22 protein-coding genes and 1 pseudogene are annotated in these 20,836 nt (G+C 72.9%); 11 read left to right on the top strand and 12 right to left on the bottom strand.

Annotated features, from left to right (window positions below; translation table 11 throughout):
- Positions 1-13 precede the first annotated feature (13 nt).
- From AC07AZ_RS16550 to AC07AZ_RS16530, 5 genes are all read right to left on the bottom strand, one after another.
- Entirely contained in the window at positions 14-1,864 is a 1,851-nt protein-coding gene (locus AC07AZ_RS16550; protein ID WP_478848171.1) for an RICIN domain-containing protein, read from the bottom strand.
- A gap of 466 nt (positions 1,865-2,330) precedes the next feature.
- Complete coding sequence (locus AC07AZ_RS16545; RefSeq protein WP_478848169.1) at positions 2,331-3,299, bottom strand: aldo/keto reductase; 969 nt, start codon at positions 3,297-3,299, stop codon at positions 2,331-2,333.
- A 94-nt stretch (positions 3,300-3,393) separates the two neighbouring features.
- Positions 3,394-3,960 carry a flavoprotein gene (locus AC07AZ_RS16540; protein ID WP_478848167.1) on the bottom strand — a complete coding sequence of 189 codons (567 nt, stop codon included), beginning with the start codon at positions 3,958-3,960 and terminating at the stop codon, positions 3,394-3,396.
- Between the two features lie 9 nt (positions 3,961-3,969).
- The gene (locus tag AC07AZ_RS16535; protein ID WP_478848165.1) at positions 3,970-4,182 is read right to left on the bottom strand and encodes a ferredoxin; all 213 of its coding nucleotides are present in this window, start codon (positions 4,180-4,182) and stop codon (positions 3,970-3,972) included.
- A gap of 12 nt (positions 4,183-4,194) precedes the next feature.
- Positions 4,195-5,394, bottom strand: a complete 1,200-nt coding sequence (locus AC07AZ_RS16530; RefSeq protein ID WP_478848163.1) for a cytochrome P450 — start codon at positions 5,392-5,394, stop codon at positions 4,195-4,197.
- 277 nt (positions 5,395-5,671) lie between these two features.
- Between AC07AZ_RS16530 and AC07AZ_RS16525 the strand changes: the two genes are divergently transcribed.
- Together AC07AZ_RS16525 and AC07AZ_RS16520 are read left to right on the top strand one after the other, a co-directional pair.
- Positions 5,672-6,304, top strand: a complete 633-nt coding sequence (locus AC07AZ_RS16525; RefSeq protein WP_478848161.1) for a LysE/ArgO family amino acid transporter — start codon at positions 5,672-5,674, stop codon at positions 6,302-6,304.
- Positions 6,305-6,568: 264 nt separating this feature from the next.
- Positions 6,569-7,018: a nitroreductase family deazaflavin-dependent oxidoreductase gene (locus AC07AZ_RS16520; protein WP_478848159.1), complete on the top strand. Its 450-nt coding sequence runs from the start codon at positions 6,569-6,571 to the stop codon at positions 7,016-7,018.
- A gap of 98 nt (positions 7,019-7,116) precedes the next feature.
- Here the strand turns inward: AC07AZ_RS16520 and AC07AZ_RS16515 are convergent, their stop codons facing one another.
- Positions 7,117-8,085, bottom strand: coding sequence for a cation diffusion facilitator family transporter (locus AC07AZ_RS16515; RefSeq protein WP_478848157.1), 969 nt, complete (start codon positions 8,083-8,085; stop codon positions 7,117-7,119).
- Between the two features lie 527 nt (positions 8,086-8,612).
- Here AC07AZ_RS16515 and AC07AZ_RS16510 point away from each other — a divergent pair.
- Positions 8,613-8,915, top strand: coding sequence for a DUF4235 domain-containing protein (locus AC07AZ_RS16510; RefSeq protein WP_478848155.1), 303 nt, complete (start codon positions 8,613-8,615; stop codon positions 8,913-8,915).
- A gap of 1 nt (position 8,916) precedes the next feature.
- Here AC07AZ_RS16510 and AC07AZ_RS16505 read toward each other — a convergent pair whose 3' ends face one another.
- Entirely contained in the window at positions 8,917-9,309 is a 393-nt protein-coding gene (locus AC07AZ_RS16505; RefSeq protein WP_478848153.1) for a VOC family protein, read from the bottom strand.
- A gap of 214 nt (positions 9,310-9,523) precedes the next feature.
- Here AC07AZ_RS16505 and AC07AZ_RS16500 point away from each other — a divergent pair, with 214 nt between their 5' ends.
- Both AC07AZ_RS16500 and AC07AZ_RS16495 read left to right on the top strand, forming a co-directional pair.
- Positions 9,524-9,886 carry a DUF1304 domain-containing protein gene (locus AC07AZ_RS16500; protein WP_478848151.1) on the top strand — a complete coding sequence of 121 codons (363 nt, stop codon included), beginning with the start codon at positions 9,524-9,526 and terminating at the stop codon, positions 9,884-9,886.
- Positions 9,883-10,446 (top strand): TetR/AcrR family transcriptional regulator, encoded by a 564-nt coding sequence (locus AC07AZ_RS16495; protein WP_478848149.1) that lies wholly within the window; start codon positions 9,883-9,885, stop codon positions 10,444-10,446. The genes AC07AZ_RS16500 and AC07AZ_RS16495 overlap by 4 nt, the downstream gene beginning before the upstream one ends.
- Positions 10,447-10,471: 25 nt before the next feature.
- On the opposite strand, the gene AC07AZ_RS16490 is transcribed toward AC07AZ_RS16495, so the two are convergent.
- Positions 10,472-11,323 (bottom strand): hypothetical protein, encoded by an 852-nt coding sequence (locus AC07AZ_RS16490; protein WP_478848148.1) that lies wholly within the window; start codon positions 11,321-11,323, stop codon positions 10,472-10,474.
- Between the two features lie 66 nt (positions 11,324-11,389).
- A complete protein-coding gene (locus AC07AZ_RS16485; protein WP_478848146.1) occupies positions 11,390-12,340 on the bottom strand; it encodes a GlxA family transcriptional regulator in 951 nt (316 codons plus the stop codon).
- Between the two features lie 70 nt (positions 12,341-12,410).
- Between AC07AZ_RS16485 and AC07AZ_RS16480 the strand changes: the two genes are divergently transcribed.
- Entirely contained in the window at positions 12,411-13,361 is a 951-nt protein-coding gene (locus AC07AZ_RS16480) for an NADP-dependent oxidoreductase (protein WP_478848144.1), read from the top strand.
- Positions 13,362-13,371: 10 nt separating this feature from the next.
- Here AC07AZ_RS16480 and AC07AZ_RS16475 read toward each other — a convergent pair whose 3' ends face one another.
- Together AC07AZ_RS16475 and AC07AZ_RS16470 are read right to left on the bottom strand one after the other, a co-directional pair.
- The gene (locus AC07AZ_RS16475) at positions 13,372-14,478 is read right to left on the bottom strand and encodes an NAD(P)-dependent alcohol dehydrogenase (RefSeq protein ID WP_478848142.1); all 1,107 of its coding nucleotides are present in this window, start codon (positions 14,476-14,478) and stop codon (positions 13,372-13,374) included.
- A 32-nt stretch (positions 14,479-14,510) separates the two neighbouring features.
- Positions 14,511-15,965: an aldehyde dehydrogenase family protein gene (locus AC07AZ_RS16470; protein ID WP_478848140.1), complete on the bottom strand. Its 1,455-nt coding sequence runs from the start codon at positions 15,963-15,965 to the stop codon at positions 14,511-14,513.
- A gap of 115 nt (positions 15,966-16,080) precedes the next feature.
- On the opposite strand from AC07AZ_RS16470, the gene AC07AZ_RS16465 reads away from it, so the two are divergent.
- Together AC07AZ_RS16465 and AC07AZ_RS16460 are read left to right on the top strand one after the other, a co-directional pair.
- Positions 16,081-16,518, top strand: coding sequence for a MarR family winged helix-turn-helix transcriptional regulator (locus tag AC07AZ_RS16465; RefSeq protein ID WP_478848138.1), 438 nt, complete (start codon positions 16,081-16,083; stop codon positions 16,516-16,518).
- Positions 16,519-16,725: 207 nt separating this feature from the next.
- Positions 16,726-17,106 (top strand): anti-sigma factor antagonist, encoded by a 381-nt coding sequence (locus AC07AZ_RS16460; RefSeq protein WP_478848136.1) that lies wholly within the window; start codon positions 16,726-16,728, stop codon positions 17,104-17,106.
- 15 nt (positions 17,107-17,121) lie between these two features.
- Here the strand turns inward: AC07AZ_RS16460 and AC07AZ_RS16455 are convergent, their stop codons facing one another.
- Entirely contained in the window at positions 17,122-18,075 is a 954-nt protein-coding gene (locus AC07AZ_RS16455) for a ribose-phosphate diphosphokinase (protein WP_478848134.1), read from the bottom strand.
- A 277-nt stretch (positions 18,076-18,352) separates the two neighbouring features.
- Between AC07AZ_RS16455 and AC07AZ_RS16450 the strand changes: the two genes are divergently transcribed.
- From AC07AZ_RS16450 to AC07AZ_RS16440, 3 genes and pseudogenes are all read left to right on the top strand, one after another.
- Positions 18,353-19,015, top strand: coding sequence for a DUF4230 domain-containing protein (locus AC07AZ_RS16450; RefSeq protein WP_478848132.1), 663 nt, complete (start codon positions 18,353-18,355; stop codon positions 19,013-19,015).
- Between the two features lie 300 nt (positions 19,016-19,315).
- On the top strand, positions 19,316-19,882 hold the full coding sequence (locus AC07AZ_RS16445) for a VanZ family protein (protein ID WP_478848130.1): 567 nt from the start codon (positions 19,316-19,318) through the stop codon (positions 19,880-19,882).
- 32 nt (positions 19,883-19,914) lie between these two features.
- A pseudogene (locus AC07AZ_RS16440) lies at positions 19,915-20,711 on the top strand (ricin-type beta-trefoil lectin domain protein); the annotation flags it as partial.
- Between the last annotated feature and the right edge of the window lie 125 nt (positions 20,712-20,836).

The raw sequence follows: 20,836 nt of genomic DNA, 5'->3' as shown, positions 1-20,836 counted from the left end.
CGGCCGCCTCCGGTCAGCGTCCTCCGCCGCCGTAGCCACCGCCGTACCCGTACCCGTAACCGCCGCCGTACCCGTAACCGCCGCCATAGCCGCCGTACCCCGGCCGGCCGTTCGCCGAGCAGGAGAACCCGTAGCAGGGGGCGCCGGTGGAGGCGGAGACCGTCGGCGTCGGCGTCGAGGGCTGTGCCGACGGGGTCGCCGAGGGCTTCGGCGTGGACTTCCTCAGGGTCTCCGGCGTGGGGGTGGCGACCGGCTCCGACGAGGTGACGCCGCTCGCGTCCCAGTTGACCACCTTCATCTGGAGGTCGGTCTTCGAGATGTCGAACACCCAGTGCTGCTCGGTGCCGTCGTCGCGGTTCTTCACGACCAGCGCGCCGCCGCCGTCCGTGGCGGCCGGGGCCAGCGCCAGGTCCTGGTTCCAACGCGGCACGAGCGTGCCCTGCAGCGTGAAGTCGTAACGGATGCTCTTGGCGGCCGACTTGCCGCCCGTGCACGGGGCGAGACGCACCGAGTAGCCGAGGTGCGAGTCCAGGCACAGGCCGGGGTCCGCGATGCTGCGCAACAGTCCGTCGGTCTCGTACGACCACTGCTGGCCGGCCGCCGAGGAGCAGTCGGCGAGTTCGGTCTCGGCGCCGGTGACGGCCTTCTCGCCGACGACGCCGACGCAGAGCCCCGAGGCGACGTTGTGCAGCCTGCCCTGGAGGTCGCCCTTCGCGGCCTCCGCGGCACCGGCCCAGGACGGTCTGCCGCTCGCGGTGCCCGCTTTGGCGCCGGGGGCGTCCGAGGGCTTGGCACCGCCGGCCGTCGAGGAGCCGTCCGAGGAGGAGAGGGCCGACCACAGGACCAGGGGCAGCACGATCAGCGCGCTCACCGTCAGGGTCGCCACGGCGACGTTGCGGCGGCGGGCGGCGGCCCGGCGGGCGGCCTTGTGGGCCGAGCGGCGCGAGCCGGTGCGCGGGCCGGAGGGGACGGTCGGGAACGCCTCGCCTGCGAAGGCCGGCCGCGCCGCTCCGGCCTCGTCCGCGAGGCCCTCGGGACTGCCGGCCCTGGCCTCGACATAGGCCCGGGCGCCCCAGCCGAGCACCGCCTCGGCGAGTGCGGTGCCGAGGTCGCCGTTGAACTGGTCGAGCTGGTCGGCGGTGTGACGGCAGTGCCTGCACCGGTCGAGGTGGGCGCGCAGGTCCTGGTCGAGGTCCACGCCGCCACGCCGGTAGGTGACGTCCAGCAGCCGCAGGTAGTGCCGGCACTCCTGCTCGGGGGCGAGCTCGCGGTGGACCTGGAGGCACTCGTCGCGCAGCCGCTCGCGGGCCCGGCGCAGTTCGACGCCCGCGTCCTCCTCGCCGAGGCCGAGCAGCGCGGCCGGCACCGTGAGCGGTTCGGACTCCACGTCGGTGTGCCACAGCACGCAGCGCGCCGACTGGGGCAGCCGCTGGAACGCCCCCGACAGCAGGCGCCGGCCGGCGGGCGGCAGCAGCCGGGCCGCCAGGCGGTCGCCGCCGCCCTCCGACCGCAGCTCGGGGTGGAGTCCCTCGCGCCGGTGGTCGGTGTCCCATTCGGCGGCTATGCGGCGCACGGTGACCAGCAGTTGGGGCCGCCACGCGGCTGTCGGCCCGTTGTGGCGCAGTGACTCGCCGAAGAGCCGGGTGAACGCCGCGGTGGTGAGCATGCCGGCGGGGCGGGGACCGTCGGTGCACAGCCGGGCGTAGGCGAAGGCCGCTTCCCAGTGCCGGTCGAGGAGTTCACCCACCGGTTGCAGCGCGGGCGTCGTCCCCGTCCACTTCTTGAGCTCCGCGCTCAGTTCCTCGTCCGTGGCGTCGGACGGGCGGGCGGGAGTCGGGGAATTCGACAGGCCTGCGTCATTCACAGCGGCATTCCTCCCGAGGGCATGCGGCATAAAAGTCCATACCAATAGGTATGCGGACCTGTCGAGGATGCGACGGTCCTTGCGTACAGGATTCGGCATCTCGAACGCCCGCCTGGGGCGGCACTTTTGGAGCGTGGGGGGCGAACGGGAGGAGCCTCGCGCGCACGGCGGAAAAGTACTGGCCCGTGCGCCGACAACGCACACCTTTACACAGGTCAGCGGGATGGAACAAGCGGCCCCCCCGGTTTTGCGCAATGCGCGGGGACCGAAGATGTTTGACAAAACGTCAACACGGACCGGGCACCGAATGCCGTTGTATCGGGCCGGTAATCGGAAGCGTTATCGGGCCGGGTTCGCGCCACCTCGGCCGAAACCATTGCAGGGGGCCCGCGCCGCAGGTCGGGCCGGTTCACCGGGCCTCGCCCCAACCATTGGGCGGCGGCCCGGTGTCCGCCGGGCGCCGGGCTCAGTGGCCGGCGACGGGACGCACGGTGTAGGGCCGCGCCAGTTCCTCGATCTCCTCGTCGCTGAGCCGCAGTTCGACGGCTGCCACCGCGTCCTCGATGTGCCCCGGCCGGCCCGCGCCGACGATCGGCGCCGCGACCGTGTCCTGGTGCAGCAGCCAGGCGAGAGCGACCTGGGCGCGCGGGACGCCCCGTTCGCCGGCGATACGGGTGAGGGCCTCGACGATGGTCCGGTCGCCCTCCTGGTAGAGCCGGCTGCCGAAGTCGTCGCTCGCGCTGCGCTCGGTGACGGTGTTCCAGTCCCGGGTGAGGCGGCCGCGGGCGAGCGGGCTCCAGGGCAGCACGCCGACGCCCTGGTCCGCGCACAGCGGCAGCATCTCGCGCTCCTCCTCGCGGTAGAGGAGGTTGTAGTGGTTCTGCATGGACACGAACGTCGTCCAGCCGTGCCGCTCGGCGGTGTACTGCATCTTGGAGAACTGCCAGGCGTACATCGAACTCGCCCCGATGTAGCGCACCTTGCCCGCCCTCACCAGGTCGTGCAGCGCCTCCATCGTCTCCTCGACCGGGGTGTGCGGGTCGAAGCGGTGGATCTGGTAGAGGTCGACGTAGTCCGTGCCGAGGCGGCTGAGGCTGTGGTCGATCTCGGTCATGATCGCCCTGCGGGACAGGCCGCCGCCGTTGGGCCCGGGGCGCATCCGGCCGTGCACCTTGGTCGCGAGGACTATCTCGTCGCGGTGGGCGAAGTCGCCGAGCGCCTTGCCGACGATCTCCTCGCTGGTGCCGTCGGAGTAGACGTTCGCGGTGTCGAAGAAGGTGATGCCGGCCTCCAGCGCCTGCCGGATCAGCGGACGCGAGGCATCCTCGTCGAGGGTCCACTCGTGCGTGCCGCGGTCGGGCAGGCCGTAGGACATGCAGCCCAGACAGATCCGCGACACGTCCAGACCCGTCGAACCGAGCTTCACGTACTGCATCGTTGCTGCTCCTGCCTGCAAGGGGGATGTGCCCGCGAGCCTACGGCGCGGCCGGTACCGGGTCTCCCCCGTTCGGCCCGGCACACCCGCCCGCTCACGGAGTTCCCGCACGCCCGGGTGGCCGCCCGCCTCGGCCGAGCAGATCCAGCGCCCGCGCCCAGCCGAAGTCCGGTCGCCCGCCGTCCGCCGCCGGCTCGCCCGAGTACGGCTCGCCGAATCGGACGCCCATCCCGCGCAGCCGTATCAGGCTGTCCTGGTAGGCGGGATGGGCGGCGAGCGCGTCGGACACGCAGGGCAGGACGGCGACGGGAACGCCCAGTCCGTACGCCTCGCACAGGGTGGCCACGGCGAGGGTGTCGGCCAGGCCGGACGCCCACTTGTTGACCGTGTTGAAGGTGGCCGGGGCGACCACGACGGCGTCCGGGGGCGGGAAGGGGCGCGGATCGCCGGGCGTGCGCCACGCGGAGCGGACGGGCCGGCCCGTCCGCTCCTGGACGGCGGCGACGTCGAGGAACCCGCCGGCCAGCGCGACCGGCGTCGCGAACACGCCCACGTCCCAGCCGTCCTCGTGGGCCGCGGTGATCAGGTCGCCGACGTCCGCGGCGATGCCGGCGGCGCAGACGACGACGTACAGGAAGGGCTTCGCGTCCGGTGGGGTCACGCGGGAACCCTATGCGCGGCCCGGCCCGGCCTGTCCGGACACGGTGATGGCACTGACCGGGCAGGCCCGGGCGGCCTCCCGCAGCATCGGGTCGCGGGGCGGGTCCTGGCCGCCGGGCAGCAGCGTGCTGAAGCCGTCGTCATCCTGGGTGAAGACGCCCGGGGCGGCCAGCACGCACTGGCCGGCGCCGATACAGGCGTCCCTGTCGATGTCGATGCGCACGACGCGAGCCTCCTACCAGGTCACGGGGAGCTCCAGCATCCCCTGGATGGTGTCGCCGGGCTTGAAGGGGATCTCCTCCGCCGGGGCGGCCAGGCGCAGCGCGGGCAGCCGGGTGAAGAGGGTGCGCAGCGCGATCTCCAGTTCGGCGCGGGCCAGGTTCTGGCCCAGGCACTGGTGGATGCCGAAGCCGAACGCGACGTGATGGCGGGCCGGCCGGTGCCAGTCGAGGGAGTCCGGGTCGGGGTAGGCGTCCTCGTCGCGGTTGATCACCGAGGTGGCGAAGACCACGGCGTCCCCGGCGCGGATCGTCGCGCCGCCCACCTCGATGTCCTCGGTCGCCGCCCGCAGCAGCCCGTCGGCGATCGACAGCATCCGCATCAGCTCCTCGACCGCCGCGGGCAGCAGCGTGAGGTCGGCCCGCAGTTCGCGGAGCCGCTCGGGGTGCCGCAGGAGGGTGTAGGTGCCGAGGGAGATCATGTTGGCGGTCGTCTCGTGGCCGGCGACCAGCAGGATGGTCGCCAGCGAGACGACCTCGGCGCGCTCCGGCGTGCCCTCCCGCAGCCACTGGTGGACGAGCTGGTCCAGGAGGCCGTCGCCCGGCTCCGGCTGCTTCTGCTTGTGGTCGATCAGCTCCTCGAAGTAGGCGTTCAGCCGGTCCCTGGCGTCGAGGGTGTCGGCTCCCGTCGGGCCGCGCAGCAACCGGCGGGACTGCCCCTCGAAGAACGCGTGGTCGGCGTAGGGGACGCCGAGCAGCGCGCAGATCACCATTGACGGCACGGGCAGCGCGAAGGCCGGCACGAGGTCGGCGGGCGGCCCCTCCTCGATCATCGCGTCGAGCCGCTCGTCCACGACGCGCTGGATCTCCGGGCGCATCGCGGTGGCCTTCTTCAGGGTGAAGCCGGGGATCATCATCCGGCGCTGGTCGCGGTGCACGGGGTCGTCCACACCGAGCAGGGCGACCCTCCGGTTGCGGGCGGCGGCGAAGCGCTCGGTGGTCGCCGGGAAACCGGGGCGGGTGCGGTCGGTGGACAGGCGCCGGTCGGCCAGCAGGGTGCGGGCGACGGCGTGTCCGCTGACCAGCCAGGCCGGACGGCCGTCGTAGAGCGTGATCCGGGTCAGCGGACGGTCGGCGCGCAGCGGGTCGTAGGCGGCCGGCGGGTGGTAGGGACAGGTCCGGTCCTGGGGGTAGGCGACGGGTTCCGTTTCCGTCATGGCAGACCTCGCAGACGAAGGGTGCGTCGTGCAGATCCCCATTAGATGCCCGGGGCATCTATAGGGGGACGCGATGTTCGGCCAGATCGGTGGCGCGGCCGATCTGGCCGGGGGTCGCCGCCTCCGCGGAAAAACGGTTGTCGCGACACCGCGCTCGGCCGCAGGATCGGGCCATGTCCACGAACCCCGCCCCGCTGTCGCCGACCGTCACCGTCACCGGTCCGGTGCGCGGCCGACAGCAGCCCGGCCGACCGGGAGGGCCGACGCCGCCGCGGTCATGACCGCCGCGCTCGTCGCGGGACTGCTCGCGGGCTACGGCATCGCCATGCCGGTCGGCGCCGTCGCGACCTACCTCGTCTCCCTCACCGCCCGCACGTCCCTGCGCACCGGCGTCTGTGCCGCCCTCGGGGTGGCGACCGCCGACGGGCTGTACGCCCTGTTGGCCATCGTCGGCGGGTCCGCCCTGGCCGCCGTGCTGCGGCCGTTCCTGGGTCCGCTGCGCTGGGCGTCCGCCGCGGTACTGCTCGCGCTGGCGGCCCGGGGTGCGATCACGGCCGTACGCCGGCATCGCGACCGCCGTGCGGCCGCGATGACCGATCCGCCGCCGCCGAGCCCGGCGCGGGCGTACGGCGCGCTGCTCGCGCTCACCCTGCTCAATCCCACGACGGTGATCTACTTCGTGGCCCTGGTGCTCGGCACCCGCTCCGGCGGCTCGGTACGCCCGCTGGAGCAGGGCGTGTTCGTCCTCGCGGCCTTCACCGCGTCCGCGAGCTGGCAGGTGACCCTCGCGAGCGGCGGCGCCCTGCTCGGCCGGGTGCTCACCGGACGCCGGGGGCGGCTGGTGACGGCGCTGGTGTCGAGCGGGGTGATCGCGGCGCTGGCCGTGCGGATGACGGTGGCGCCCTCGTGACCTGCGACGGCCCGGACGGGGCGGGTGGTCCGCCGGAACGGCGGCCGTCGAGGGTACGGTCCGTCCCGGACGCCCGGTCCGGCCGGGCCCCACGGCCGGCAGTGCGGCTGGCGGAATGCGGGCGCCCGGTTCCGGCCGCTCGGCGGGCGGTGGCCGAAGTGGCGGGTGTCGAAGGGCGTCACGGCGGTACGGATGAATCATGGACGTGCCGGTGTTGGCACCGGTGCGAGCCGACCGGAACACACTGACGATGGGACGGATGCCATGCCTATCGAGGGCGAGTACGAACCCAGTCCGACGCAGCGGGTGCGTGAGCAGGTGGAGCTGTACGAGAGCTCCGGCGGCACCGAGGGAACCACCCTCGCGGACACGGGGCTGCCCGTGATCGTGCTGACGACACTGGGCAGCAAGAGCGGCAAGATCCGCAAGACGCCGCTGATGCGGGTGGAGCACGAGGGGCGGTACGCCGTCGTCGCCTCGCTCGGCGGGGCGCCCAAGCACCCCGTGTGGTACTTCAACGTCAAGTCGAACCCCCTGGTCGAGCTCCAGGACGGCCCGGTGAAGCGGGACATGAGGGCCCGTGAGGTCACCGGCGCGGAGAAGGACGCGTGGTGGGCGCGTGCCGTCGAGGCGTACCCGAGCTACGTCGACTACCAGAAGAACACCGACCGGGAGATCCCGGTCTTCGTGCTCGAACCGGTCAACGGGAGCTGACCCGGGGACGGCCGGTCGTCCCCGGGATCCCGGGGACGGCCGGCCGGAAGAATCTCGACCCGGTACGCATGGACCGGTGAACGCCGGGCAGGCGAACGTCAGGCCCCGCCGCGCTCCCCCGTCGCGGCGGGGCTTTCATGGCTCCGGGTCGCCGCCCGGTCCGCCACGTCGAGGAAGATCTCGCCCGCCTCCGGCACCATGCCGGCCACGGACCGCTTGATGCGGACGGCGACCTCCTCCACCCGCTCGCTGTCCAGACCGGGCACCAGGTCCACCCGGGCGGCCACCAGCGTCGAGTCGAGACCCACCTTCATCGTCAGCAGTGCCTCCACGCTGTCGATCTCGGGCTGCGCGCGCAGCAACTCGCGGATACGGCCGGTGGTCTCCGGGTCCATGGCCTCGCCGATCAGCTGGTCGCGGGCGTCGCGGCCCAGCCGGTACGCCACGTACACCAGCAGCACGCCGATGGCGAGCGAGGCGGAGGCCTCCCACACGACCTGCCCGGTGATCATGTGCAGGGCCATGCCGATCATCGCGAGGGTCACACCGAGGACCGCCGTGCCGTCCTCGGCGACGACCGTGCGCAGGGCGGGGTCGCGCAGGCCGGCCGTGCCGCCCTGCCGGCGTACCTGGTGCAGGGCCCGCAGCAGCGAGACGCCCTCGGCGACGAGGGCGACCGCCAGCACGACCAGGCCCACCACATAGCCGCTCAGCTCCTCCTCCGCGCCGTTGCGCAGGGCCTCGACGCCCTGGAAGAAGGAGAAGCAGCCGCCCATCACGAAGATCCCGACGGCCGCGATGAGCGACCAGAAGAACCGTTCCTTGCCGTAGCCGAAGGGGTGCCGCTGGTCGGCGGGGCGGCGGCTGCGGCGCAGCGCGGCCAGGAGGAAGACCTCGTTGAGGCTGTCGGCCACGGAGTGCGCCGCCTCCGACAGCAGCGCGGGCGAGCCCGCGAAGAGGCCGCCCACCGCCTTGGCGAGGGCGATCACGAGATTGGCCGCGAGCGCCACCAGCACGGTGACGCGGGTCCTGCTGTCTGCCTGTTCGTCCGTCGCTGTCCCAGTCACCCCCGCCGAATGCCCCGGCCGCCGCGACTCACACCGTGCCGTCGGCTGATTTCGGGGAACGCGTCCACCAGGGACGTACGGCCGGGACGGACGGACGTCAGGGATACGGCGGGGACACGACAGGGAGGCGGCGATGGGCGGCGCGGAGGACGGCAGCGGCTCCTGCGGGAGGGAACGCCGTCACCCACGGCTGCCCGCGCGTCACCCTCTGCCTCGCCACCGAATGGACGGCCCCGCACCGGGAAGGAGCACCGGGCCTGTACCCGCCGGCGCCGCGGGGCGAGATCCCCGAGGTGATGGCGGGCATCCGTGAGGACGCCGACAACGGCGTGCATCCGGATCCCTCCGGCCGGCCGAATCCGCCGGATCCCTCCGGCCGACCCCGCGTCACCGTGCGGAACCAGGCGGCCGTCCCTTCGGTGACGGGACGTCGCCGCCGGTCCGCGCCGGGGAAAGGATCCCGGCCCGGGGCAGGCTCCGAGCCGCGGCGCACCGCACGCGGCACCCATCGAGACAAGGAGACACACGTGGCCAAGAACAAGAAGAAGAAGCTTCCGCTCGCCTACAAGCCCCTCGGGTTCGTGCTGGGCTGGACGAGCGGTACCCTCGCCGGTCTCGCCTTCCAGAAGACGTGGAAGGCGATCCGGCACGAGGACAACGCGCCCGACGCGCTGGACCAGGACCGCGGCTGGGGGGAGATCCTGCTGGCCGCGGCCGTCCAGGGCGCCCTGTTCGCCATGGTGCGCAGTGCGGTGGACCGCACGGGCGCGAAGGCCATCGAGCGGTCCACCGGTGTCTGGCCGGCCACCGACAAGGGCGGCCGCGACTGACTCAGCCCTGTTTCGGGGCGGTCGACGGGGTGAGGCGCAGGGTGAAGGAGTGGCCCGCCGGGTCGGCGTAACCGCGCTCCTCGAAGGGCCCCGACGCGTCCTTGGTTTCCAGCGGGCGTCCGCCGAGACCGACCACCCGGCGCTCCGCCTCGTCCAGGTCCTCGACCAGGAAGTCCAGATGGGCCTGGAGGGAGTTCTCCGGACGGGGCCAGCTCGGCGGCGTCGCGTTCACGTCGCGGCGGAACGCCAGCCGGGTCCCGTCCCCTGCCCTGATCTCCACGCGGTTGGCACTCTCGTGCGTCTGCTCGGCCTCCAGCAGCTCCTTGTAGAACACGGCGAGCTTCTCGGGCTCGGAACAGTCGAGCACGACCACCCCCGCTTTCACCAGTGCCATGTCTCCTCCGAAGGGTCGGCGCGCGGGGCGTTCGTGCCCCGCGCCCTGCCCCCTCGGATATCCCGGCAACGCCGATTCAGTCGGCGGCGGCCGCGTCCGGAGGTGCGCGGGGCCCCGTCGGCCGGCCGCCCGCGCGCACCGGACGGGCAGGTTCTGGACACCTGTCCATGTATGCTGGACACCTGTCCATGTGAGTGCGAGGAGCCGGCCCGGTATGGAAACAGTCGCGAACGTCCTGGTGGGCCTGGTGGCCGCCCTGCACGTCTACATCCTGGTGATGGAGATGTTCCTGTGGCAGAGGAAGCCCGGCCGGGGGCTGCACGGCTTCGACCCCGAGCTGGCGCGGGCCACCGCCCCGATGGCCGCCAACCAGGGCCTCTACAACGGCTTCCTCGCGGCCGGCCTGGTGTGGGGGCTGATCGCCGCCGACCCCACCGGCTTCCGCGTCCAGGTGTTCTTCCTGTGCTGCGTCGTGGTGGCCGGAGTGTTCGGCGCAGCCACGGCCAACCGGCGCATCCTGTTCGCCCAGGCACTGCCCGGCGCGCTCGCCCTGGCCGCCGTCCTCGCCGCCCGGTGAACGACGGCGGGCCCCGGGACCCGCGGGCCGCGCGCACCCGGGCGAGGTTGCGCCGGGCCCTCCTGGAGGAATGCGCCGAGCGGCCCCTCGGCGAGGTCGGCGTCGCCGCGCTCGTGCGCCGCGCCGGAGTCGGCCGGGCCACGTTCTACCTGCACTATCCCGACCTGGAGGCGCTGGCGGTCGACGCCTGCGCGGACGTCGTACGAGAGGCGGTGGAGGCGCTGCACGCCTGGCGCGGCCGGCCCGATCCGGTGCACGCGCCGCCCGCGCTGCCGGAGTTCTTCGCCTCGCTCACCCCACACGCCGGGCTGTACCGCGCGCTGTTGAGCCCGGGCGGGGGCGGCCCGCTCGGCCGGGTGCTGCACCGGGATCTGCGCGCCTACAGTCTGCGCGAGCGGGAACTGGCGGGCGCGGCGGACGCCCCGCTGGTCGCCTCCGCCGTCGCGGCCACCTTCGCCGGGGTGCTGGCCGACTGGCTGCACGGGCTTCTCGAAGCCGACCCCGCGGAAATCGCCGACCAGGTCTGGCAGTTGCTGGTCACGCTGCACACGAGCCGGTGAACGAGGCCCTCCCGTGAGCGGGTTCTCACATGCAGGCGACGAACCGCTTCGCCCGCGGCCAGGCCTCCACACCGCCGGGCGTGCGCACGTACGCCGTCGACCTGTCGTCCGTGAGCCACAACTGCCGCTCGCCGAGGCGGTATCCGGTGTCGTGGGCGTCGCCGGGCAGCCGGGCCTTCCCGACGTACGCGCCGGTGAGGCTGTCGCTCTCCAGCACCCCCTCGGGATCACGGACGTACTGTCGGACGCCTTTGCCCCGCCCCATGGCCAGGAAGCGGGCGCTCCGCCAGCCGCAGTGCTCCGCGCCGGCGTAACCGCTCAGCGTCGTGGTGGGAACCCGGTGCCCGGCCGCGTCGGTCCAGATCTCCAGGTCCAGGCCCTCGGTGAAGCTCGCCGGCAGCTCCGCCGGGTCGCAGGAGGCACTGCTCTCCGGCCCCCAACCGGGCGCGTTCGTACGGTCCTTGGCGACGACGACGGCGACCTTGGTCCTGCCGTCGACGTCGTAGGAGAACAGGACCCGCCCCGCCTCCCCGCGCTCCACGCGGTAGCCGTGGCGCGGAACCTCCGGCCCGTCCATGTCGAAGTACGCCGTCAGCCCCTCCTCCGGTGTCCTACCGCCGTCGCCCGCGCCCCATTCGCCGCCCGCGCCTCCGGAGTAGATCTCCCCGTCGCACTCCAGGGCCCGGCCCGCGGCGCCCGCCGACAGCCGGACGGCACGCGCGCTGTCCTGGTCGAGGTTCCGGGAGGCCACGTACAGCGGACCGCCGTACGGCGTGGCGGGCGGCGTTCCCTCCACGAGAGGGCCGGTCCCCCCGCCGGCACACCCCACGGCCGTCATCGCCGTCAGTACCGCCGCCACCGCGAGTCCTCTGCGCATACCCACCCCTGTCCGCCGTCAGCCTTCCGGTCCTTCGACGCGGCGGGGCGGCGACACGTTCGCCGATCAGCGGACCGCCGCCCGGAACGTACGCCGGTACGCCTGCGGTGACACCCCGATGGACGCGTGCAGGTGCTGGCGCAGGGAGGCGCCGGTCGCGAACCCCACCCGGCCGGCGATCTGGTCCACGGACAGGTCGCTGGACTCCAGCAGGTGGCGGGCCCGGACGACCCGCTGCTGGATCAGCCAGCGGCCGGGACTGAGGCCGACCTCGTCGTGGAAGCGGCGGGCGAAGGTCCGCAGGCTCATCCGCGCGTGCGCGGCGAGGTCGGTCAGCGTCAGCGGTTCCCCGAGGCGGCCAAGGGCCCAGGCGCGGGTCGCGGCGGTGGTGGCCGCGCCCTGCTCGGGCACCGGCTGTTCGATGTACTGCGCCTGTCCGCCGTCGCGGAAGGGCGGGACGACACAGCGGCGGGCGACCTTGTTGGCCAGCTCGCTGCCGTGGTCCTTGCGCACCAGGTGCAGGCAGACGTCGACACCGGAGGCGGCGCCGGCCGAGGTCAGGACGCGGCCGTCGTCGACGAACAGGACGTCCGGGTCGAGCGCGACCCGCGGGTACATGTCCCGGAAGAGGTCGGCGACCTGCCAGTGGGTGGTCGCGCGATGGCCGTCGAGCAGTCCCACGGCCGCCAGGACGAAGGCGCCGGTGCAGATGGAGACGATCCGGGCGTCGGGGCGGATGTGCGCGAGGGCCGCCGCGACCTCGTCCGGCAGGTCGGCGGTCACCTTCGCGGGCGAGACCGGCGCGATCACCACCGTGTCCGCGGTGGCCAGCGCCTCGGGCCCGTGCTCGACGGTGATGCCGAAGTCCGCGTTGCTGCGCACCGGCTGCCCGTCGACGCTGCACGTGAGCACCTCGTACCGGCCGTCGGCGGCGCCGAGGATCCGGCTGGGGATGCCCAGTTCGAAGGGATAGACGCCGTCCAGCGCCAGGACCACCACTCGTTCCACCCGCTGCATGGCACGATCATATCGAAGGTTGGCAATTCTGCCATTTCCTCGCCGGGACGTCACCGGCAGGCTGGTCGCCATGAGCACTGTGAACACCATGCGAGTCATCAGCCAGCACACCCTCGGCGGCCCCGAGGTCCTCGACGTGGTCGAGGTGGAGCGCCCCTCGCCGCGGCCGAACGAGGTACTGGTGCGGGTCAGGGCGGCCGGCGTCAACCCCACCGACTGGAAGCACCGGGCCACCGGGGGCTTCCTCGGCGAGCCGCCGTTCGTCCTCGGCTGGGACGTGTCCGGCGTGGTCGAGGCCGTGGGCATCGGCGTCGCCCGGTTCGCGCCCGGCGACGAGGTCTTCGGCATGCTGCCCTACCCGTTCGGGCACGGCTCCCACGCCGAGTACGTCTCCGCGCCCGCCCGCGCCTTCGCGCCGAAGCCCGCCGGGATCGACCACGTCCAGGCCGGCGCGCTGCCGCTGGTCTCACTGACCGCGTGGCAGGCCCTGGTCGAGACGGCCGACCTGCGGCCGGGACAGCGGGTGCTGGTCCACGCGGCGGCCGGCGGGGTCGGGCACGTGGCCGTGCAGATCGCCAAGGCGCGGGGCGCGTACGTGATCGGCACCGCGAGCGCGGGCAAGCACGACTTCCTGCGGAGGATCGGCGCGGACGAGACCATCGACTACCGGGAGACCGACTTCACCGAGGCCGTGAAGGACGTCGACGTCGTCCTCGACACGATCGGCGGCGAGCACTCCACGCGCTCGCTGCGCGTGCTGCGCCCCGGCGGGATCGTCGTCTCGATCCTTCCGGTCGGTTCGGACGAGTTCCACCAGGAGGCCGAGCGGCTGGGCGTGCGGGCCGTGCGGATGCTGGTGGACGCCTCCCGGACCGGCCTGGGGGCGATCTCCGAACTGGTCGAGGCGGGGAAGCTGCGCGCCGAGATCGCCGGCACGTTCCCGCTGGCCGATGCCGCCGAGGCGCACGCGCTGGGCGACACCGGCCGGACCACGGGCAAGCTGGTCCTGGTGGTCGACTGACCGGGTCCGGTCAGAAGGTGAGCACGGGTTTGACGGTCTTGCCCGTGCTCATGTCGCTCACCGCCCGGTCGATGTCCGCGAACGGATAGTGCCTGATCAGGCGGTGCAGCGGCAGCCGCCCGTCCTTGACCATCCGGACCAGGGCGGGGATGACGGTCCGCGTCTCGCTGTCGCCGAGGGTGAGGCCGACGATCCGCTTGCCGCCGAGCAGCCCGTTGACGTCCAGGGAGACCTCGGTGCCGAAGGGCGGGGCGCCCACGACGACCAGGGTGCCGCGGGCGGCGAGCGCGTCGACGCCCTGGCGCAGCACGGCGGCGCTGCCCGTGGTCTCCACGACTCCGTCGGCGCCCCGACCGTCCGTCAGCAGGGCGATCGCCTCACCGAGGTCGGCGGCGCCGGCGTCGACGGTGTGGGTGGCTCCGAGTTCCCTGGCCAGCGCCAGCCGCTCCCCCACCCGGTCCACGGCGATGATCCGGGTGGCCGGGGTGAGGGCGGCGGCCATCACCGCGCAGAGGCCGACCGCGCCGGCGCCCAGGACGACGACGGTGCTGCCGATGGCGGGCTCCAGCACGTTCCACACGGCGCCGGCCCCGGTCTGCACACCGCAGCCCAGCGGGGCGATCGACTCCAGCGGCACGTCCCGGTCGACGGGGACGAGGCTGCGCTCGTCCACCAGGGCCCGTTCGGCGAACGAGGACTGGCCGAAGAAGTGGCCGCCGAGCGGCTCGCCGTCCCGGCTGATGGTGCTGGTGCCGTCGGCGCGGCGGCCACCGATCAGGTTCAGCGGCAGCCAGGTCGCGCAGTACGCCGGGTGGCCGCCCCGGCAGTTGCGGCACTCCCCGCACGAGGTGAAGGACAGCACGACGTGGTCGCCGGGGACGACGCCGGTGACGGCGGAACCGACCGCCTGGACGACGCCCGCCCCCTCGTGGCCGAGGACTCCGGGCAGCGGGAAGGGCAGTCCGCCCCCCGCCACGCCCAGGTCTGTGTGGCACAGGCCGGCGGCGACCATCCGGACGAGCGCCTCGCGCGGACCGGGCTCCTCCAGTTGTACGTCGGAGAGGGTGAAGGGCGCTCCGCCTGACTCGACGACGGCGGCGCGGGTGGTGAGGGACATCGTGGAACTCCCCTGCGACTAGGTGGGCGCGCTCAGCCGAGCGAGACGACGACGGACTTGACCTGGGTGTAGCCGGCGAGCGCCTCGGGCCCGTACTCACGGCCGAAGCCGGAGTCCTTGACCCCGCCGAAGGGGACGGCGGGGTCGAGCATCGCCCAGTCGTTGATCCACACGATGCCCGCCCGCAGCCGCTCCGCGATGCGGTGGGCGCGGGCGAGGTTGGTGGTCTGGATGCCCGAAGCGAGGCCGTACGGCGTGGAGTTGGCCAGCGAGACGGCCTCGTCCTCGGAGTCGAAGGGCTGCACGGTCAGGACCGGTCCGAAGACCTCCTCCTGGACGACCCGGGAGTCGTTGGGCAGGTCGGCGATGACGGTGGGCTTGTAGTAGTAGCCGCCGTCGAGGTCGAGGCGCTCGCCGCCGCAGACGATCCGGCCGCCGTCCTTGCGGGCCAGTTCGACGTACTCCTCGACCTTCCGCAGATGCCGCTCCCCCGCCATCGGGCCTACGACGGTTCCGGGCAGCCGGGGGTCGCCGACCGGCACCCCGGGGACGGCGTCGGCGAGGATCCCCAGCAGGGTGCCGTACACCGGGCGCGCCACGAGCAGCCGCGGACCGCCCATGCAGAACTGGCCGGTGTTGAACACGAAGCCCTTGATGATCGCGCCGACCGCCTTCTCCAGGTCGGCGTCCTCGAACACGAGGTGGGCCGCGTTGCCGCCGAGCTCCATGGTGACGGGCTTGAGGGCCTCGCCGGCGACGCTCGCGGCGTGCCGGCCGACCGCGGTGGAACCGGTGAAGGCGATCTTGTCGACCCCGGGGTGGCGCAGCAGCGCCTCGCCGGCCACCGGGCCGGTGCCGGTGACGACGTTGACGACCCCGTCGGGGACCCCGGCCCGCTGGAGCAGACCCGCCATGTACAGCGCACTGAGGGGCGTCTCGTCGGCGGGCTTGTGGACGACCGTGTTGCCTGCGGCGAGCGCCGGGGCGAGTTTGGAGCCGGCCAGGATCAGCGGGAAGTTGAACGGGGTGATCGCGGCCACCACTCCGAGCGGCTCGCGCCGGGTGTAGGCGAGGGCGCCGAGCGGGGTGTCGCGGTTCGCGCCGTGCAGGGAGTGGGCGAGCGCGGCGAAGTGCTCGTAGTCGTTGGCGGCGTTCGTGATGTCGACGGCGCGGCACAGCGAGATCGGCTTGCCGACGTCCAGGCTCTCCAGTGCGGCGAGGTCGTCGGCGTGCTCACGGATCAGTTCGGCGACGCGGTGCAGCACCCGGCCGCGCTCGCGGCCGCTGAGTCCGGACCACTCACCGGAGTCGAACGCCTCGCGGGCGGCGCGTACGGCCGCGTCCACGTCGGCGGCCCCGGCCTCGGCGACGGTGGTGAGGACCGTGCCACGGGACGGGTCGATCACCTCGGTGCGCGCTCCGTCGGCCGCCTCGCGCCACCGTCCTGCGACGAACAGCCGGCCGGGTTCGATCTCGAAGGTGGTCATCACCACTCCTCAGCGTCATTGCCAAGATTTCAACCAACAGGATTCCTGTTGGTTCATCGTCTGCTGCGCAGTCTCATTAACGACAGGTTTCCTGTCAATGCTCTAGGGTGAACCCATGGCCGGCACGCAGACAACGAAGACGCACCCGTCGCTTCTCTACATGGTGAAACAGGTGGAGCTGGTCGTGCGATCCCACCTGGACGAGCTGGTCAGACCCTCGGGCATCACCGCGCTGCAGTACACCGCGCTCACCGTCCTGGAGCGGCACGACGGACTCTCGGCCGCCCAGCTGGCCCGCGACTCGTTCGTCACCGCCCAGTCCATCGCCGACCTCGTCCGGTCCCTGGAGGGCCGCGGCCTGGTCCGCCGGGAACGCAATCCGCGCAACCGGCGCGAGCTGCTGATCCTGCTGACCGAGACGGGCCGCGAGCTGCTCGCCCGGCACGCCGGGCCGGTCCGCGAGCTGGAGGAACGGATGGTCCGGGAGCTCACGCCGCACCAGACCGAGCAGTTGCGCCAGGCGCTCTCCAGGGCGTGGCACGCCCTGTCGTAGATCGCGGTCATGCGCAATTCACAGACATATGTCAATCGAACATGCTCAAATACGGTCCATCGAGGGTAACTTGCAGGGCGGGGAACGGAATTGCGCTCACGCGGGGCCCCATGACACGTCTGCGTCCGCACGCGCGCCGCGCGATGTCAGCCAGGCCCCGGTGATGCAACCCCACCGCTCTGGGAGCCGGTTCGAAGGGACGTCGTCGTGCAGCAGGAACCCGCGGCGCTCAGTCGGCATCTGCGTGTCCGCCGGGACCGGGGACACACCGTCCTGGAACTCCGCGGCGAGATCGACATCGCCGCGGCCGTGGAGATCATCCCGCACCTCGACCGGGTGACCGCCCGCCCGGAGTCCCGGATCGTGATCGACCTGCGCGGGGTCGAGTTCTTCGACTGCTCGGGCCTGCGCCTGCTCTACCGCGCCCGAAGCCGGGTCCTGGACCGCGACGGACAGCTGTACGTCGTCTGCACCCACCCGCTCACCCTGCGGGTCATGCGGGCCACCGGTCTGGCCAGGCTGCTGCCCCCGCATCCGACCCTGGAGTCCGCCCTGGACCGGCCCGAGGCGGCCTCCGGCTCCCTGTGACCGGCCCTCGCGGCACTAGTGGCTGCGCGGCGCGTCGAAGAGGGCGCTGACCGACTCGCCGTTGTGGATGCGCCGTACCGCCTCGGCCAGCGCCGGGGCGATGGACAGGATGCGCAGCTTGTCCGTCCGCTCCTCCTCGGGAACCGGCACGGTGTTGGTGCAGACGATCTCCAGCACGTCGGGCTGCTCGCCGATCCGCTTGAGGGCGCCCGCCGCGAACAGCCCGTGCGTGCACGCCACCCGGATCGACCGCGGCCCCAGTTCCCGCAGCCGCTCCAGCAGCTCCAGGACCGTGCTGCCCTTGGCGATCTCGTCGTCCAGCACGATGACGTCACGGCCGGTGACCTCGCCGATGACCGCGTTGATGCTCACCCGGTCGTCCGCGAACCGCTGCTTGGCGCCGGCGGCCACCTGCGCGCCGATCATCCGCGCGAACGCGGCGGCCTCCTTGGCGTTGCCGAGGTCCGGCGAGACGACGGTGGTGCGCGAGAGGTCGTAGCGGCGGAAGTGCGCGGTCAGCTCGCGCAGCGCGTGCAGGTGGTCGACCGGTACCGAGAAGAAGCCGTGCACCTGCGGGGAGTGCAGGGTCATGGCGAGGACACGGCTCGCCCCGGCCGCCACCAGGAGGTCCGCGACGAGCCGGCCGCCGAGGGAGATGCGGGGCTCGTCCTTCTTGTCGGAGCGGGCGTAGGAGTAGTGCGGCATCACCACGGAGATCCGGCCCGCCGACGCCCCGCGCGCCGCGTCGCACATCAGCAGCAGCTCGACGAGGTGCTCCTGGACGGGCCTGACCAGCGGCTGGATCAGGAAGACGTCCCGTTCCCGGCAGTTGGCCTGGAGCTGTACCTCCAGGCAGTCGTTGGCGAACCGGCTGACCCGGGTGGGGCTGAGCGGCACTCCGAGATGCGCGCAGACCTCCTGGGCGAGCTCGGGGTGGGCGCTCCCGCTGAACACGGCGATGTCTCGCACGATCCGCTCCTCGCGTGATCATTTCCGGCTGCCGGGCTCATGCTACGGCCCTGCCCCGGCCGCGGCCCGCCACGGGTGAGGGCCGAGGGCCCGCGCGCCCTGTCCGGCGGCCCCCGGGTCGCCCGGTCGTTCCCGGGCCCGTTCCGGCGCACCGGAACGGGGTCCTCCTCGCGTCCGTGCGCCCCGCCTGCCTCCGTCCCGAGCGGCATTCGGCCAACAGCACGGTCTGACGCGGGATTTGAGGGGCATGTGGTCTGTAGGAAGGAGGGCCGTCGCCATGACGACTCCCATCAGGCGCGTGTCCAGAGGCATGCCCGGCTGGGCGAAGGCGGTGAGTGCCGTCGTGCTGGTGCTTGTCGTGTTCTTCGCCGGTATCCGGCTGAGCGTGCTCCCTGGCCTCAAGGACCTGTTCGGCACCGAGACCCACGACCGTTCGGGTCCGGCACTGCTCCAGTCCATTCAGGACATCAGCCGTTACGACGCCGCCTCCGGCAACTTCCAGGTCGTCGTGGACCTGGAGAAGGACACCAAGTACCTGCCCGACGCGATCCGCGGCTCCCGCACCCTGTACGTCGGGGCGGGCACCGTCGACGCCTATGTCGACCTCGGGAAGGTCGGCGACAACGACGTGACGGTCGACAAGGACCGCACCAAGGCCACCCTGCGGCTGCCGCACGCGGCGCTCGGCAAGCCCGCGCTGGACCCCGACCGCTCCTACGCGGTCTCCAAGCAGCGCGGCCTGCTGAACCGGCTCGGCGACCTGTTCTCCGACAACCCGAACGGCGAGCAGGCGGTGCAGAAGCTCGCCGTACGGCACATCGGCGACGCGGCCAAGGAGAGCGGTCTGACCACCCGTGCCGAGAAGAACACCACCGGCATGCTGCAGGGTCTGCTGCGCTCCCTCGGCTTCAAGGAGGTGCACGTGACCTTCGGCGCGTGACCGACCCGCGGCGCGCGCGACGGGGGCTCGGCAGGCCCGGCACCGGCATGGTGCCGGGCCGCTCGCGTGCGGCGTCCGTACCTGACGGCGCCCGCCGCCGCCCCCGGCCGGATGCCCGTCGCGGTGTACGGCGGCGGCCCCGCCCGTGAACCCCGCGGGCGGACCCGGCGGGGAGCCCCGCCGACAGCGCCCGTCCCGGGGTGGGCGCCGGCGCTCCGCACCCGGCCGAATCCGGCGGCATCGTCGGCGCGTTCGGGGGTAAGCGGCGTGGACACAGGGAAGTTGGCGACTGGAGGACACATGGCCTGGGCAGCCTCACGCGCGAGAACGGCTTTGCGGACACGCGCCGCCGGAACCGGGCGTCCGCCGCGGAAGTCGCAGCCGACGCCCAAGCCTGAGCCGGAACGGCGCCCGCTCCCCTGGCCGCTGCGGATGCTGGCGATGCTCGCGGCGTTCGCCGTGATGGTGGCGTTCGCCGTGGTCCTGGCGCGACTGACCCTGGAGCCCTCCCCCGCGTCGGTGGCGCTGACGCACACCAACCTGCACCCGGGCAGTTCCCTGCGGGCCTATCTGGACCAGCCCGCGATGCGGGACGCGATGAAGCAGATCGGCGGAAACCTGCTGCTGGGCGTGCCGTTCGGCGTCCTGGTGCCGATCGTGGCGCCGCGGACGCGCAGCATCCTGAAGGTGCTTCTGCTGACCGCGATCGTGATGCTGCTGGTGGAGTTCGCGCAGGGTGCGCTGATCACCGGGCGCGCCTTCGACGTCGACGACGTCATCCTGAACACCACCGGTGCCCTGATCGGCTACCTCCTCCTGGGCCGCCGGCTGAGCCGGGCGGTGCACGCCCGCCGGCGCAAGGCGTGACCGCCGAGGTGTGACCGCCGGGGAGCGACCGGATGCTGGGCGACGACATCGGACAGGTCGGCCGGCCCGACCCGGGCGGGATCGACGTCATGGAGAACGTCGGCTTCGAGCCCTCGACGGTCCACGGCACGCTGCACGGCCCCGGCCACTCCGGCTCCGGCGGCATCGGCGCGGGCTACTCCCTGCCCGGCGGCCGGCCCTTCGCCGGCGCCTTCCACACCTTCGCGGTCGACTGGGCGCCCGGCTCGATCACCTGGACGGTGTACGGCACCGTCCACCAGCGCCGGACCCCGGCCGACCTGGGCGGCCGTACCTGGGGGTTCGACAAGCCGTTCTTCCTGATCATGAACCTCGCGGTGGGCGCTACTGGCCGGGCGACCCGGACGGGTCCACGGCCTTCCCCCGGCAACTCGTCGTGGAGCCGGTGTCGGTCACCACCGCCGACACGGCCACCGGCGCGCCGATCAGGGGACTGTCCGGCACGTGCGTGGACGTGGCCGGGGCCGACCCGGCCAACGGCACACCGGTACAGCTCTACGACTGCAACGGCACTCCCGCGCAGCAGTGGACCGCCGGCTCGGACGGCACCCCGCGGGCCCTCGGCAAGTGCCTGGACGTCACCGGCGGTGGCACCGCCGACGGCACGACCGTCCAGCTGTGGGACTGCACGGGCGGGCCGAACCAGAGGTGGTCCGTCAGCGCCGCACACGACATCGTCAACCCGCAGGCCGACAAGTGCCTCGACGTGAGCGGCAACAACCCGGCCAACGCCACCCGGCTGCAGCTGTGGACGTGCACGGGCGGCGCCAACCAGAAGTGGACCCTCGGCCGGCGGGACCCCGCCGGCCGGTCCGGCGCCGGGGGGGTAGCCCCGGCGATACCACGACGGTAAAGAGACCCGTCCCACACGAAGAGGGGGCCGGTTGGGGGCATCCTCCCATCGACGTCGTTTCG

It is taken from the genome of Streptomyces sp. NPDC043878, assembly GCF_056435735.1.
Note: the sequence above shows the minus strand (reverse complement) of the source record. Positions and strands in the feature narration are given on the sequence as shown.